The sequence below is a fragment of the Brevibacillus invocatus genome (genome assembly GCF_003710915.1).
Classification (GTDB): Bacteria; Bacillota; Bacilli; order Brevibacillales; family Brevibacillaceae; genus Brevibacillus; species Brevibacillus invocatus.
Genome location: NZ_RHHR01000010.1, coordinates 350,172 through 363,938, shown reverse-complemented (window position 1 = coordinate 363,938; position 13,767 = coordinate 350,172). Strand labels below are relative to the sequence as shown.

Genomic DNA, 13,767 nt, shown 5'->3' with positions numbered 1-13,767 from the left:
ATCTACATGCAGTTGATTGGCGTGTAAAGAATTGGAATGGCGTAGGGAGAACCGCGCATACTAATTGCGAGGTGATGGGAAGTGGATTTGACAAAATCACGAAAAGGAACAGGCGAAGCCACGGCTGAACAAAACCGTTCACAGACACGCAATCGGATATCGATCAGCAAGTTTCTGGAGGTAGCCTTCTGGGGCACGATATTCTGGGGAATCATGCGCATGGGCTTACATTTCTTTCATTTTACCCCGTACGGATTGTCTACTTTTGCTCGTCCGTTTATGGGAATTACCGGAGAAAAAACATTTGCGGGAGCAGCGATGGGGGCGCTCGTTCTTTTCGTTTGTTCCCTGCTTGCTTCGTTTCTGTATATGCTGTTGTTTTCCAGGTCACGGATCTGGTGGAATGGACTGCTCTACGGTGTGCTGCTTTTGCTTGCGGTAGGTTTTTTCTTCCGCATCGGAAAATGGGAAATTTCTACATTGAGCACGGAAGCGGCGTGGTTTCTGTCCTATGGCCTTTTCATCGGAATGACCTTGAGCTTGGAGCAAGCTGATCATTAAAGGATGGACGAATATCCATCCTTTGCACAAATTAGTCGCAATCTTTGCAAAGGTAGACAGGAGATGTGAATCCTTTGTTGAAGTTTGTATTGCTTATGGTAGAATATTTTCATTAATAAAAACTTTTTTACCGGACGTAGGGGAGGCAGAACAGATGATTTCCGTGTTGTTGTTAAACGGACCCAACCTGAACATGTTGGGGAAGCGGGAGCCGGAGGTATACGGAAGCCAGACACTTGATGATATTGTCGGGCATCTGGAGAAGACAATGGTGGAGGAGTTTGGTGGTTCGCTGACTCATTTTCAATCCAACCATGAAGGCGACATCATTGACGCCATTCATCAGGCAATGGGCGTACACGATGGCATCATTATCAATCCAGGGGCGTTCACGCATTACAGCTACGCCATACGGGATGCTCTTTCCAGCGTCGTTCTGCCGACTATCGAAATACATATGTCCAACGTTCATGCAAGGGAAAAATTCCGCCACCATTCCGTGATAGCACCGATCGTGATCGGGCAGATCGTAGGCCTGGGTGCAGACGGATATGAGTGGGCACTACGGGCTTTGGTGCGAAAAATCCAGAGCTCTCGACTGGGTTAAGAAAAGAAAGGGGAGTATAGACAATGAGCAAACGCATAAACAAGCTTCGCGAGGAACTGGCTCAATTGGGAGCAGATGCATTTATTACGGAAAAGGCAGAAAACCGCTTTTATTTGAGCGGCTTTACAGGCTCGACTGCATGGGTGATTGTGACTGCCAAGGATTCCTTTCTCGTAACGGATTTCCGCTATGTAGAACAAGCACAGGAGCAAGCGCCTGATTTCAAGGTGATTAACAATGAACGCAAAGCTGTCGATTGCATGGCTCGTCTGTTAAAAGAAAACGGCGTGAATCGACTCGCTTTTGAAGCTGGTAGCGTGTCTTTCCAGACCTATTCAGACTGGAGCCAGGCATTTGACTCTGTGGAAATGGTTCCGACCAACGGCTTGGTAGAGAAAATCCGCATGTTCAAGGACGAGTCGGAAATGGTTATCATCCGTGAAGCAGTTCGTATTGCAGAAGCGGCTTTCGAACACATCCAAGGGTTCATCAGACCGGGAGTACGTGAAGTGGATGTCGCTTTGGAGCTGGAATATTTCATGCGCAAGCAAGGCGCCAGCGGATCTGCTTTCGACATGATCGTCGCTTCCGGTGCACGCGGTGCTTTGCCACATGGTCGAGCTTCAGAAAAAGTGATTCAGGCGGGCGAGATGGTGACGCTGGATTTTGGTGCAGCGTACAAAGGCTATAACTCCGATATTACACGTACTCTTTCTGTCGGTGAGCCAGACCCCAAGTTGAAAGAGATCTACGATATCGTGTTGCGTGCACAATTAGCTGGTTTGGAGGCGCTGAAGCCGGGTGTAAGCTGCAAGGATGCGGACGCGGCTACTCGGGACATCATTACGGCGGCAGGATACGGCGATGCTTACGGACACAGTGCCGGTCACGGCTTGGGGTTGGAAGTGCATGAGATACCGGGCTTGTCCACCGTCAGCACGTATGTACTGGAGCCAGGAATGCTGGTAACGATGGAGCCGGGCATTTACGTAAGTGGTCTGGGCGGAGTGCGCATCGAGGACGATGTGTGGATTACAGCAGATGGACATGAGAATCTAAACAAGTCCACGAAAGAGTTGCTCATTTTGCCGGTGTAATTTATACTATTTCTGTTACTGTATCGGAAGGATCGAGCCTCATGCTGGGAGACATTCCGGTGCAGCAAGAAGCACCTACCTCCGTATCGCAGTCGCCACTTTTAGGAGGAAAAAGATTCCTTGGGCAGACTTCGATAGAGGTTGTTTATTGATTGATTTGGGAGGACTACCATGATCTCTGTTAACGATTTTCGGACTGGCTTGACGATTGAAGTGGACGGCAACATCTTTCAGGTGCTTGAATTCCAACATGTTAAACCAGGAAAAGGTGCGGCTTTTGTTCGCTCCAAACTGCGCAACATGCGCAATGGCAACACAACGGAAATGACTTTCCGCGGCGGTGAAAAAGTAAACCCTGCCCGCATCGAGTCCAGCACCATGCAATACCTGTATGCGAGTGGCGACGATTACACTTTCATGAATACCGAGACATACGAGCAATTGACGTTCACGCGTAACCAGATTGAGCGTGAGCTTCGTTTCCTCAAGGAAAACATGAACGTGCAAATCATGCAGTACAACGGAGAAACGATTGGAATTCAACTTCCAAACACCGTTGAGCTGGTTGTTACTGAATGTGAACCGGGTGTAAAAGGCGATACTGCTTCCAACGTAACCAAAAAAGCGACGCTGGAAACCGGTTTTGTGGTTAACGTTCCTCTGTTCGTAGAAGAAGGCGAACGCCTGATCATCGATACACGTACAGAAGCATACGTATCCCGCGCTTAATAGAGCGGTGCCTAAGACAGAAAAGGGCTGTACCCCAGGGGTGCAGCTCTTTTTTGTCTTAGGCTCAGCGGCCACCCAGCCACTCCCACAGCTTGAGAATGAATGCTGTAATGCCTGCAGCCATTAGTGGACCGACGGGAATGCCGCGCAATAAGACAATCCCGATAATCGAACCAATGACAAGGCCGACGATCATGTGGGGTTCGGTCCTAAGCAGGTCGAGCCCTTTCCCGTTCATCCAGGTAGCCATTGCGCCACCTGCCAGTGCCATCAAACCGATAGCCGTCGTAAACAATGGCGTAATGTCACGCCAGGAGATTTTTTCACTCGCAAATGGCACCAAGACGGAAATGGTTAAAAAGAGCAGACCCAATTCCAGTCCACGGCGTTCTACCGTCGGAAAAAAGCGTTCCAGTGCCGTCAGCTTCAGTACCAACAGGATACTCGCAGCTGTCGCTATTATGGGTGAACGGCCGATCAAACCGATCACAATCAGGATGACAAGCATCACTTCTCCAGACATCATCGGAATCAAAACCCCTGTCCCTGTTCTCCTTTCACTTTATGAGACAAGGTAGGGGAGTATGCGTCTCTCCTTGACGTAGGGGACCAACTGATAGTGATCCAGCTGGGCGCAGTAAGCGATATCATCGGTGAACAGATGCTGTACTAGCCTTTTACCCGTTGTAGTGAGTGGCAGTACGTCCGCAATCGAATCAGCCAGATGCAAATAACTCGCCATGAGAGCTTTGCCCAGATCGCATACCTGGAGCATCGGGTATTTGGCTTGCGCAAGACTGATCATGTAGCCGGCGGCCAAACCATCCTCCAGGGCAAATTCAGAGCGTGTGCCTGCGCAGTATAAAGTGATGTCGAGCTTTTGGTGAAAAGCGTAAGACATGCATGCGGTGGCATTTAAAAAACAACCGATGAGTAGCGCAGGTGCCCTTTCTGCCTTTTGGATCGCGCGTGTTCCGTTGGTTGTCGTCAGGATGAGCTGTCCGCCTTTTTGTGGATGTCGAGCTAGCTGGGTAGGAGAATTGTTGTAATCGAACTCGGGAATTTTTTTGCAGTGGCGTTCGCCGGCGAGCGTGCAGGTAGGCGTACGCAATGATTGAGCCTGACCAATCGTTTCCACTGGCAGTACAGAAGCAAATCCATTTCCCAAAGCCGTCACTATGGTACTGGAGGCACGGAGCACATCGATGACAATGACGACATGGTTGCTGATTTGTTCAAAGCGTATTTCCTCGACAGTAGGGACGACTTCTATTCGCACGGAGCGACGCTCCTTTTTTCCAGACTGACTGCTGTGTCTCCCCGCAAGCCTCTTCGAAGTGTCTCGACGGACAGAACGTCATGATAGGCAATGTTTCCAAGATGTACGTTGCTACCCAGGGTCTGAATCAGACTCACCTGCTGCTCTTTTTGAGGAGCCTCCCAAATCAGCCGATCTCGATTTGCCTTCGCAGCTTCGACGATATCCAGGACGAAATGCTCGTCGAATTTACCTTCCTGATCAAACACACCCACCGTACCGCTTTCTCGCGCTTCCACGATGACATGGCTTGCGCCTGCGGCTAAATCGAGCGAAAGCGTCTCCAGCAGCTCTTCTCGCTCTGCACGATAAAGGGCTGTTTTTTTTCCGAATTCCGTATACACCGTTAGTCCGGCTTCGACTCCAGCCACGATTGCTTCTCTACGCAGCTGTGCTGACAGTGGAAAGGTGCCATCCGATATTTCTACAGCATTGAAACCAAGCTTTGCGATCGTTTTCATGTATGAGAGGGAGGTTGTTTTGCGCAGGGCGATCTCAAAAAAGGTTCCGCCAGGCATGATATGCAAGCCGTACGCTTTGGCGAGCTGGAGCTTATGCTGGAGGAGGTCGGGAGGATAGAGGGCAGTAGTGCCAAAGCCAAGCTTGCAAATGTCGATATAGGGAGCCGCTAGCTCAAGTGAGTCCCGGAACGCAGAAAGTCCGGTGCCTTTGTCGATGACCATGGTGAGTCCTGACTTGTGCGTTTTTGCACAACGGTGACCCGAGGGGTCGCTCCAATCAGCAGGAATCGCACGATTGGGATGGTTGAAGCACTCTAGCATAGGTGATTTCCTCATTTCTCTGCGCATTTAGTGCAGTCTATGCCCATCGGAAAGAAGGAGTGAACCTCCGCCAGCCTTTGGGCGGTTGCCCAAGAAGAGTGCTGAAATCGATGGGTACAGGCATAGAGTGGGAACGAGGGGGGACGAGTAGCGATGTGGGAAAAAGCGATCATGGGCATGGCGGCACTCCGCGTCTTTTCAGGCAGTCTTGAAATTCTCGCCGCTTTGCTCATTTTAAAAGTGAATCAAGTGGAGAAGGCACTTCTGATCAATTCGGGGTTGGCCATTGTTGGTCCGCTGGTTTTGCTTACTTCTACCGCGATCGGTCTGATCGGCATCTCTGATCGCATCAGCTTTGCCAAGATTGCCTGGATTATGCTTGGCATCTCCTGCATTCTGATCGGTGTGCGAAAGTAGCGTGACCAAGAGATTCCATTGGTAATCTTCTTCTTGTCTGGGAAAGATAGCTTTGGGTACCAGATGACAAGGAGGGGTTTACGTTGATGGAAGCCTTGGAGAACCGGATTGCTTACTTGCGTGGATTGGCTGACGGACTTGATGTAGGTACACAGAGTGCAGAGGGAAAAATGCTAGCGGAAATGATTGAAATCCTCGATGACATGCAGGCGGAAATTCACGTACTACATACGCGGTTGGAGGAAACCGAGGATTACGTCGAAGCGATCGATGAAGATCTGGGTGAAATGGAGCTATTTTTGTTCGATGACAACGAGCTTCTTTATGAGACAGTAGATGACGATGAAGATGAGTATTCCGATCTTGATGATGATGAAGCTGCGTACATGTATGAGTCGATAGACGAAGACGAGTTTGATACCTCCTATGAATTTACTTGTCCGAGCTGTCAAAAAGGAATCAAATTCCATGAAGGCATGGATGAGGAAGGCTATCTGCACTATGTGATCGAGCCCTTCCAGGAAAAGGCCGGATTCGAACCAATCAATCCGACTTGACCTTATCTCCTTCTCCTCCAAGCTAGACTTTGCTTAGCCTGCCCTGAAACGTGCCATACGCCGGGGCAGGTTTTTTCTGTGAAAAACGGTCATGACCGTTTTGTATATCGTTCCTGAGCCGCTCTCTTTTTGGCATAAACCTCGTCCAGCTCTGCATAGGATGGAGGTAAGTCAATATGGACAAAGGCATCAATGAAAGCGGCATACGTTTCAGACACGTGCAAAGGAGGGCTTCTTTCATGCAAGAGATTTTGGCGATATTGCCATCGTCCGTACGCAGTGTCTTGACCGCGCTTCCCTCCACGGTCCTAGAAGTACTGGAAGAGATACGTCTTCGGCAAAATCAGCCGTTGGAAATTCGATACGGTCAGCAAACCAGCTATGTAACTCCTTCTGGTCAGATTACCTCCCATGCAAGGCAGGGCTGGGTGTTTACAGCTGAGCAAGTGGTCAAGCTGTTGAACAAGGTAAGTCAGCATTCCTTATATGCACTGGAGGAAGAGCTGAAGCGGGGTTACATCACGGTGGTAGGAGGACATCGCATCGGAATCGCAGGCAAGGTCGTGCTGGAGCGTGGAGAAGTAAAAGGCATCCGGGAAGTGACCAGCTTCAATGTACGGATCGCACGGGAGAAAAAAGGGGTAGCACAAAAGGTAATGCGCTACCTTTTCGAAAAAGGAAATCTCCAAAACACGCTCGTCATTTCTCCGCCGATGTGCGGGAAAACCACACTGTTGCGTGATATCGCTCGCTCCATCAGCTATGGAAGCGAATGGTCCTCCAGTCGAAAGGTAGGCATCGTAGATGAGCGCTCTGAACTGGCAGGTTGTCTCTTGGGAGTACCCCAACGCGATGTCGGACCGCGTACCGATGTGCTGGATGCTTGTCCCAAAGCTATCGGAATGATGATGCTGATTCGCTCCATGTCCCCTGATGTCCTGATCGTGGACGAGGTGGGGAGGCCGGAGGATGGTGAAGCTGTCTGGGAGGCGATTCACGCTGGCGTATCGGTCATTTGTTCGGCTCACGGAGCAGAAGTTCACGAGGTGGCACAGCGCCCCATGCTGGGCAAGCTGATCAAGCACGCTACCTTTACTCGTTATATTGTGCTGAGTCGTTCGAATGGGGTTGGCACGATCCAGGCGATCTACGACCAGAACTTGAATCCGTTGAAAAAGGAGAAGGTCGTATGGTCAAGCTGATCGGTGCCGTGCTGATTCTCTTTTCAGCTTCCATGGTCGGGTGGCAAATAAGCCGATTTTACTCACAACGTCCAGCCCATATTCGAGCCTTGCTGGTTGCCTTGCAGATGCTGGAGACAGAAATCGTGTACGGCTTGACTCCCCTGCATCGCGCTTTTGTCAAAGTGGGGCAGCGGGTGAACCAGGAGGTCGGCAAAATCTTTCTTCTGGCAGCCGAAATGCTGGGAAGTGAGCAGGCTCAATCGGCAGAGGAAGCTCTGCAAAAGGCTGTAAGGCGCCAGTGGTCTCAGACTGCTATGCGAAAACAGGAGAAGGACGTGATGGCCAGTTTGGGACAGGTACTTGGTTCAACAGACCGAGAAGATCAGCAAAAGCATCTGCGCCTTGCTGTCACCCACCTTCGCGGGCTTGAGGAAGAAGCTCGGGCTGAGCAGGGGAAGTACGAAAAAATGTACAAGAGTCTCGGATTTTTGGGTGGGCTATTGGTCGTCATCCTGATGTTCTAAAGGCGAGGTGTTCACAAGTGGATTTTGATTTGACACCTGTTTTCCAAATCGGGGCGGTAGGCTTTATTACGGCCATCCTTCATACGGTCCTGAAGCAGGCAGGCAAGGAGGATATCGCACACTGGGCGACGCTTGTCGGGTTTATTATCGTTCTGTACATGGTGGCTCACTACGTAGGCGACCTGTTTAACGAGGTAAAACGCGTCTTCCTGTTCAAATAGGGAGGGTGTGCAGATGGAAATCGTCCAAATCGTCGGTCTAGGACTCGTCGCAACCATTCTCGCGTTGGTCATCAAAGAGCAAAAGCCCATGTTCGCCTTTCTGATCGCCATCGCGAGTGGCGTCATCATCTTTTACTTTCTCATCGGCAAGATTGCAGAGGTCATCCAAATATTGGAAAAACTAGCCGTTCAGGCAGATCTCAATCTCGTTTTTCTCGAAACCATTTTGAAAATCATCGGAATTGCGTACATTGCTGAATTCGGTGCACAAATGACGAGAGATGCCGGACAAGGTGCCATCGCTTCTAAAATCGAGATGGCCGGAAAAGTCTTGATTCTGGTCATGGCGGTGCCGATCATCCAGATCATTATTGAGACGGTTATCGATTTGTTGCCGGCATGAGGGGAGGGGATGAAAGTTGTCGCGACTGAAATGGTACATGGCGCTCTTCCTACTCCTCCTGCTTGTCCCGGTACAAGCTCCTGTGTCGGCGAACACGCCAGCAGCACCTTCCTCAGGCCCGATCAATGAACTTGTCGAACAGCAGGTAAGTCACATGCAACTGGACGGAGTGGAGCAATATTGGAGAAAGCTGCAAAGCGAATACCAGGGCTACCTTCCTGACCTCAAGTCGCAGGGGTTCGTGCAGCTTTTGATGCAGGAAGGGGATTTTAGTCTATCGGGATTCTTAAAAGGGCTGGCGAAGTTCGCCTTCCACGAAATCCTGATGAACGGCAAGCTGCTCAGCTCCATTATCATCATCACTGTGTTCGCCATGATCCTGGAAACCATGCAAAATGCTTTTGAACGAAATACAGTGTCCACGGTAGCTTACTCCATCGCTTATCTCGTCCTGATGGTGCTCGCCATCAATAGCTTTCACGTCGCTATTACGTACGCCAAAGATGCAATCAGCAGTATGACCGACTTCATGCTAGCCATGATCCCGCTGGTAATCGCGCTTTTGGCATCAGTGGGAAATCTGGCTACGGCGACGATGTTTCATCCGCTGATTATCTTCATGATCAATATCAGCGGCATGATGATCACGTACGTGGTTTTTCCTTTACTCTTTCTTTCGGCCATGCTCTCGATCGTCAGCATGTTCTCGGAAAGATACAAAGTGACTCAGCTGGCTACACTGCTCCGAAACATAGCGATGGGCGTACTGGGGTCGTTCTTGACCATTTTTCTGGCCGTCATATCGATCCAGGGAGCGACTTCTGCCGTCACGGACGGTGTCACCTTGCGCACAGCAAAATACATTACGGGTAACTTTGTCCCGGTGGTCGGGCGCGTGTTCTCGGATGCTGCTGACACCGTACTGAACGCATCGCTCCTCGTAAAAAATGCAGTCGGACTAGCTGGTGTCATTCTGCTGATCATCATGTGTGCTTTTCCCGCGATGAAAATTCTGATTCTAGCGTTGATCTACAATCTTTCGTCAGCGATCCTGCAGCCGCTCGGGAACAGTCCGATCATCAGTGCACTTGGGACGATCGGAAAAAGTCTCTTGTTCGTATTTGCTGCGCTGGCGACAGTAGGCTTGATGTTTTTTCTGGCAATCACGATCATTATCGCAGCAGGCAACATCTCCATGATGGTTCGGTAGGTGAAGAAGATGACCTGGTTAACTCTGTGGCTTAAAAAGATCATTCTGCTCGTATTGCTTGCAGCCTTTCTCGATCTGATTCTTCCCAATACGACCTTGCAGCGCTACGTCAAGATGGTGATGGGTTTGATCCTGCTGCTGACGATCATCTCGCCGCTGTTCTCTCTCTTCAACCTCTCACAGGAGGATTTGGCCTTGCGCCTGGATCGCTACCAGGAGGAGCTGAACAAGCCATCTGATGAAGAGTGGAAGCGAATCACTAGCAAATTGTTAAGTCACCAGAACGACCAGACCACATCGTACGTGCAAGCCCAGGTAACATCCGCAATCAAAACCAGAGTGAAACAAGTATATGGAAGGGATGTCCAGCATATAGAAATTCAGATGGACAAATCCAATCCAGACCAGCCTGCCATACAACGGATCGAACTCGTACTCGGCGAAGGTGCGCAAGAGCAAAAGACAGAAACAACGCGGATCCAGCCTGTTCAGCCGATCCAGCCCGTAGACATCCAGATAGGTCCACCAGCTGATGATGTAGACCACGAGCTTGCACCGCCCGACATGGAGGTTGCCGTGCAGCAGAAAAATCTCATGCACGCACGGATTGCCACCGATATCGCCCTTCAATGGGGACTTGCTGACGATCAGGTGATGGTCACGGACGAGTCCCACCAGAGTGAAAAACAATGACGGATGTATCCACAAAAGCGAGGTGAGAGGGATGCTGGCAAAATGGAAAAAACTTTGGGAAGGCGATGAGGGCGGGGCGAAAAAGCTAAAGCCGATGCATTACTTTATCGTCATCCTGGGAATTGGAATTGCAATCATGATCTTGACCGACTTTATGCGTGTGGAAAAGGATCAACCATTGGGCATTGGCTCGATCAACAACGATTCTACGGGGCCACCGACAAGTGAACAGGTCAGTCCGGCAATGGGGAGTTCTCCAGCACCGGATATTATCGCAGAATACGAGAACATCTACGAAACGCAGCTGCGCGATATTTTGTCAACGGTGGTAGGAGTAGGGGATGTTGAGGTCATGGTCAATCTAGAGTCGACTCCTGAGCTGATCGTTGAAAAAAACACCAACACGCGATCCTCGACCAATCAGGAGACGGACAAGGAAAAGGCGACCCGCAATCAAAACGACCAGAGCAGGGATGAAGAAGTGGTCATCGTGCAAGGCGGCAAACAGGATCAGCCTGTCGTAATCAAGACCATGAAGCCAAGGGTTCGAGGGGTTTTGGTTGTGGCGAAGGGTGCAGACAACATCCAGGTCAAAGCGTGGATGACAGAAGCCGTGCAAAAGGTTCTGGACGTCCCTGCTTACAAGATATCCATTTTACCTAAAAAAGGGTAGGAGGTAATGGGCAATGATTCTGAGAAGACAAACAGTATGGTTGTTGACGATGTTGGCGGTCATGGTGGTTCTTTCCGGCTACTATTTGGCCAAAGGACCACAAGAACAGGTGCCTACTTCTGGGCAGCAGCAAGCCGTTCAGAAGCAAGAGCAAATTTCCGGAGTCGTCGTGGAGTCGAAGCAGGTAGATCAAGCGCCTGATGCTACACCAGTCGGCTCCAAAAACGAACAGCCGGCAGCTCAAGCTGGCAAGACAAATACTCCTCAGACCAACGCACCTGCGGTCGTACCAGTCTCCGAGACGGCAAGTGAAATCTTCCAGGGCTACAAAATGAAGCGGGAAGCTCAAGTTCAACAGCAAAAAGACGAGCAGCTGGCGATCATGGGCAATACAGAATCTTCTCCGCAAGCTGTTGCAGAAGCGAAAGCGAAATACGAAGAACTGTCCAACCAGGACAACGCGATCATGAATGTGGAGGAACTGTTGAAGGCGAGCGGGTATCAGGATGCTGTCGTCTTCATGCAGGATGACAAAGTGACCGTCGTCGTGCAAAAAAACGAGCTGAGCTCCAATGAAGCTGTAGAAATTATCGCCCACATCAGACAGCATCTGAACGTTCCGGCGACCCACGTATCGGTCAAATTCCAGGCTTCATAAAGCTCGCTGCTTAGATTGAGCTGAAGCAAAGAAATCACTTATAAGAGCAGCCCAAATCGGGCATGATTGTAAGGATTTCCTCACTTTTCTGGCTGGAAAAGAGGGGAAATCCTTTCTTGACGTGCTTCTGGCGACAAGCTACCATGTGTTTATGGTCTGTCTGCCTAATCGTTACATATATAACTCCCTGAAACATTTACTGAAGTGAAGGAGTGCTTATTCGTGTTGAAAATCCATGAAATTCGAGAAATTATCAAGTTGATCGATCAATCCTCCATTGATGAATTCAAGCTGGAGGCTGAGGGTACAAAAATCAAGCTGAAAAAAACTTCTGGTACAGAAACCGTAGTTGTGGCACAGCCTGTAGCACAAGCGCCAGTCGTGCAGGCAGTAGCTGCTCCTATGCCAAGTGTTCCAGCAGTAGCAGCTGCCCCGCTAGTCGCAGAAGCGCCTAAAGCAGCAACTCCGGTAGCTTCAGCAGCAGATGATGCCAACTTGCACAAGATCGTGTCGCCAATGGTAGGAACGTTCTACAGCGCTCCAGAGCCGGGCAAGCCACCGTATGTCCAAGCTGGCGACAAGGTAAGCTCCAACAAGGTTGTATGCATCGTAGAAGCGATGAAGCTATTCAATGAAATCGAGGCAGAAGTAAATGGCGAGATCGTAAAAGTGCTGGTTCAAGATGGTCAACTGGTAGAATACGGTCAGCCGTTGTTTTTGGTGAAGCCAGAATAAGGTGGGGGAGAGCGGAATGTTTCAAAAAGTATTGATTGCCAACCGCGGAGAAATTGCTGTGCGGGTCATCCGCGCATGCCGCGAGCTGGGCATTCGTACGGTCGCTGTCTACTCCGAAGCGGATCGTGACGCGCTTCATGTCAAATTGGCCGACGAAGCCTACTGTATTGGTCCCAAAGCATCCAAGGAGAGTTATTTGAATGTAACGAGCATCATGAGTGTAGCGACCAAGGTGGGGGCAGATGCGATCCATCCGGGATACGGCTTTCTGGCAGAGAATGCAGACTTCGCTGAGATTTGTGCAGCGTGCAACATCACCTTTATCGGACCTGATCCGGAAGCGATTGTCAAAATGGGTGACAAGTCTACAGCCAAGGACACGATGAAATCAGCTGGTGTTCCGACGGTTCCGGGGACAGAGGGTTTGATCGAAGACGTGCAGGATGCGGTTCAGACTGCCAACGAAATCGGCTATCCCGTCATGGTTAAGGCAACAGCAGGCGGCGGTGGACGTGGCATGCGTGTTGCTATCGATGATGAAGACCTGGAAAAAGCGATTCGCCAAGCTCAGAACGAAGCGAAGACTGCCTTTGGCAATCCGGGTGTCTACCTGGAGAAGTTTGTGGAAGGGCCGCGTCACGTGGAGATTCAAATCATGGCTGACAAGCATGGCAATGCCGTGTATCTGGGAGAGCGTGATTGCTCGATCCAGCGCCGTCACCAAAAATTGATTGAAGAAGCGCCTTCTCCAGCTCTTAGCGAAGAGCTTCGCAAAGAGATGGGCGAAGCAGCAGTCGCGGCAGCAAAGGCCGTTTCCTATCACGGAGCGGGAACAGTAGAGTTTTTGCTGGATAAACACGGCAAATTCTACTTTATGGAAATGAATACGAGGATTCAGGTTGAGCATCCGGTCACAGAGCTGGTTACCGGCTTTGATTTGATCAAGGAACAACTGACAGTAGCTGCGGGAGCTCCGCTGTCCTTTACCCAAGAGGATATCAAAATGAACGGCTGGTCCATCGAATGCAGGATCAATGCAGAGAATCCAGCCAAGAACTTCATGCCGTCACCTGGACGCATTACCGAGTATCTGCCTCCAGGAGGCTTTGGAGTTCGAGTCGATAGTGCGGCATATGCAGGCTATTCGATTCCTCCCTATTACGATTCCATGATTGCCAAATTGATCGTATGGGGCAAAGATCGCGAAGAAGCGATCGAACGGATGAAGCGGGCACTGGACGAGTTTGTCGTGGATGGCATTTCTACCACAATTCCGTTCCACTTGAAAGTTCTCGACCACGAGGTATTCGTCAGTGGTCACTTTGATACGAAATTCCTAGAGACCTATGATCTCCAGCTCGAAGACGAATAAGAGCTAATTTGTAAAAAGACTGTCTA

Annotated in this window: 19 protein-coding genes; 16 read left to right on the top strand and 3 right to left on the bottom strand. The window is 50.2% G+C overall.

Annotation, left to right across the window (positions count from 1 at the left end; genetic code table 11):
• The first annotated feature begins 81 nt into the window (after positions 1-81).
• From EDM52_RS07895 to efp, 4 genes are all read left to right on the top strand, one after another.
• Positions 82-561 (top strand): YqhR family membrane protein, encoded by a 480-nt coding sequence (locus tag EDM52_RS07895; RefSeq protein ID WP_122908451.1) that lies wholly within the window; start codon positions 82-84, stop codon positions 559-561.
• Positions 562-715: 154 nt separating this feature from the next.
• Positions 716-1,168 carry a type II 3-dehydroquinate dehydratase gene (gene aroQ, locus EDM52_RS07890; protein WP_122908450.1) on the top strand — a complete coding sequence of 151 codons (453 nt, stop codon included), beginning with the start codon at positions 716-718 and terminating at the stop codon, positions 1,166-1,168.
• Positions 1,169-1,191: 23 nt separating this feature from the next.
• Positions 1,192-2,265 (top strand): M24 family metallopeptidase, encoded by a 1,074-nt coding sequence (locus EDM52_RS07885; protein WP_122908449.1) that lies wholly within the window; start codon positions 1,192-1,194, stop codon positions 2,263-2,265.
• Positions 2,266-2,436: 171 nt separating this feature from the next.
• Entirely contained in the window at positions 2,437-2,994 is a 558-nt protein-coding gene (gene efp, locus EDM52_RS07880; protein WP_122908448.1) for an elongation factor P, read from the top strand.
• A gap of 64 nt (positions 2,995-3,058) precedes the next feature.
• Here efp and EDM52_RS07875 read toward each other — a convergent pair whose 3' ends face one another.
• From EDM52_RS07875 to comA, 3 genes are read right to left on the bottom strand one after another with little or no spacing between them, the layout of a single operon-like run.
• Positions 3,059-3,520, bottom strand: coding sequence for a DUF441 domain-containing protein (locus EDM52_RS07875; RefSeq protein WP_122908552.1), 462 nt, complete (start codon positions 3,518-3,520; stop codon positions 3,059-3,061).
• 36 nt (positions 3,521-3,556) lie between these two features.
• The gene (locus tag EDM52_RS07870) at positions 3,557-4,273 is read right to left on the bottom strand and encodes a 2-phosphosulfolactate phosphatase (RefSeq protein WP_122908447.1); all 717 of its coding nucleotides are present in this window, start codon (positions 4,271-4,273) and stop codon (positions 3,557-3,559) included.
• Positions 4,264-5,094, bottom strand: coding sequence for a phosphosulfolactate synthase (gene comA, locus EDM52_RS07865; RefSeq protein ID WP_122908446.1), 831 nt, complete (start codon positions 5,092-5,094; stop codon positions 4,264-4,266). The genes EDM52_RS07870 and comA overlap by 10 nt, the downstream gene beginning before the upstream one ends.
• Positions 5,095-5,247: 153 nt before the next feature.
• Between comA and EDM52_RS07860 the strand changes: the two genes are divergently transcribed.
• From EDM52_RS07860 to accC, 12 genes are all read left to right on the top strand, one after another.
• Entirely contained in the window at positions 5,248-5,511 is a 264-nt protein-coding gene (locus tag EDM52_RS07860; protein WP_122908445.1) for a YqhV family protein, read from the top strand.
• Positions 5,512-5,597: 86 nt separating this feature from the next.
• Positions 5,598-6,068: a CD1247 N-terminal domain-containing protein gene (locus EDM52_RS07855; RefSeq protein ID WP_338068293.1), complete on the top strand. Its 471-nt coding sequence runs from the start codon at positions 5,598-5,600 to the stop codon at positions 6,066-6,068.
• A gap of 239 nt (positions 6,069-6,307) precedes the next feature.
• A complete protein-coding gene (spoIIIAA, locus tag EDM52_RS07850; RefSeq protein ID WP_122908443.1) occupies positions 6,308-7,270 on the top strand; it encodes a stage III sporulation protein AA in 963 nt (320 codons plus the stop codon).
• A complete protein-coding gene (gene spoIIIAB / locus EDM52_RS07845) occupies positions 7,258-7,776 on the top strand; it encodes a stage III sporulation protein SpoIIIAB (RefSeq protein WP_122908442.1) in 519 nt (172 codons plus the stop codon). The genes spoIIIAA and spoIIIAB overlap by 13 nt, the downstream gene beginning before the upstream one ends.
• A gap of 17 nt (positions 7,777-7,793) precedes the next feature.
• Positions 7,794-7,997, top strand: a complete 204-nt coding sequence (gene spoIIIAC, locus EDM52_RS07840; protein WP_122908441.1) for a stage III sporulation protein AC — start codon at positions 7,794-7,796, stop codon at positions 7,995-7,997.
• Between the two features lie 13 nt (positions 7,998-8,010).
• Positions 8,011-8,400: a stage III sporulation protein AD gene (spoIIIAD, locus tag EDM52_RS07835; RefSeq protein WP_122908440.1), complete on the top strand. Its 390-nt coding sequence runs from the start codon at positions 8,011-8,013 to the stop codon at positions 8,398-8,400.
• A gap of 37 nt (positions 8,401-8,437) precedes the next feature.
• On the top strand, positions 8,438-9,610 hold the full coding sequence (gene spoIIIAE / locus EDM52_RS07830; RefSeq protein WP_122908551.1) for a stage III sporulation protein AE: 1,173 nt from the start codon (positions 8,438-8,440) through the stop codon (positions 9,608-9,610).
• Positions 9,611-9,619: 9 nt separating this feature from the next.
• Positions 9,620-10,303 (top strand): stage III sporulation protein AF, encoded by a 684-nt coding sequence (gene spoIIIAF / locus EDM52_RS07825; protein ID WP_122908439.1) that lies wholly within the window; start codon positions 9,620-9,622, stop codon positions 10,301-10,303.
• A gap of 31 nt (positions 10,304-10,334) precedes the next feature.
• A complete protein-coding gene (spoIIIAG, locus tag EDM52_RS07820) occupies positions 10,335-10,976 on the top strand; it encodes a stage III sporulation protein AG (protein ID WP_122908438.1) in 642 nt (213 codons plus the stop codon).
• Positions 10,977-10,989: 13 nt separating this feature from the next.
• Complete coding sequence (locus EDM52_RS07815) at positions 10,990-11,634, top strand: SpoIIIAH-like family protein (protein ID WP_122908437.1); 645 nt, start codon at positions 10,990-10,992, stop codon at positions 11,632-11,634.
• 222 nt (positions 11,635-11,856) lie between these two features.
• Positions 11,857-12,369: an acetyl-CoA carboxylase biotin carboxyl carrier protein gene (gene accB, locus EDM52_RS07810; protein ID WP_183184893.1), complete on the top strand. Its 513-nt coding sequence runs from the start codon at positions 11,857-11,859 to the stop codon at positions 12,367-12,369.
• Between the two features lie 16 nt (positions 12,370-12,385).
• Positions 12,386-13,741, top strand: a complete 1,356-nt coding sequence (gene accC, locus EDM52_RS07805) for an acetyl-CoA carboxylase biotin carboxylase subunit (protein ID WP_122908436.1) — start codon at positions 12,386-12,388, stop codon at positions 13,739-13,741.
• Positions 13,742-13,767 lie beyond the last annotated feature (26 nt).

Bases quoted from the DNA above. Each gene is read 5' to 3' on its own strand.
- EDM52_RS07855 (WP_338068293.1), top strand. From the start codon at position 5,598: ATGGAAGCCTTGGAGAACCGGATTGCTTACTTGCGTGGATTGGCTGAC.
- EDM52_RS07875 (WP_122908552.1), bottom strand. From the start codon at position 3,520: ATGATGTCTGGAGAAGTGATGCTTGTCATCCTGATTGTGATCGGTTTG.
- spoIIIAG (WP_122908438.1), top strand. From the start codon at position 10,335: ATGCTGGCAAAATGGAAAAAACTTTGGGAAGGCGATGAGGGCGGGGCG.
- comA (WP_122908446.1), bottom strand. From the start codon at position 5,094: ATGCTAGAGTGCTTCAACCATCCCAATCGTGCGATTCCTGCTGATTGG.
- aroQ (WP_122908450.1), top strand. From the start codon at position 716: ATGATTTCCGTGTTGTTGTTAAACGGACCCAACCTGAACATGTTGGGG.
- spoIIIAE (WP_122908551.1), top strand. From the start codon at position 8,438: ATGGCGCTCTTCCTACTCCTCCTGCTTGTCCCGGTACAAGCTCCTGTG.
- spoIIIAA (WP_122908443.1), top strand. From the start codon at position 6,308: ATGCAAGAGATTTTGGCGATATTGCCATCGTCCGTACGCAGTGTCTTG.
- efp (WP_122908448.1), top strand. From the start codon at position 2,437: ATGATCTCTGTTAACGATTTTCGGACTGGCTTGACGATTGAAGTGGAC.
- EDM52_RS07815 (WP_122908437.1), top strand. From the start codon at position 10,990: ATGATTCTGAGAAGACAAACAGTATGGTTGTTGACGATGTTGGCGGTC.
- spoIIIAF (WP_122908439.1), top strand. From the start codon at position 9,620: ATGACCTGGTTAACTCTGTGGCTTAAAAAGATCATTCTGCTCGTATTG.
- spoIIIAD (WP_122908440.1), top strand. From the start codon at position 8,011: ATGGAAATCGTCCAAATCGTCGGTCTAGGACTCGTCGCAACCATTCTC.
- accC (WP_122908436.1), top strand. From the start codon at position 12,386: ATGTTTCAAAAAGTATTGATTGCCAACCGCGGAGAAATTGCTGTGCGG.
- EDM52_RS07885 (WP_122908449.1), top strand. From the start codon at position 1,192: ATGAGCAAACGCATAAACAAGCTTCGCGAGGAACTGGCTCAATTGGGA.
- spoIIIAB (WP_122908442.1), top strand. From the start codon at position 7,258: ATGGTCAAGCTGATCGGTGCCGTGCTGATTCTCTTTTCAGCTTCCATG.
- EDM52_RS07860 (WP_122908445.1), top strand. From the start codon at position 5,248: ATGTGGGAAAAAGCGATCATGGGCATGGCGGCACTCCGCGTCTTTTCA.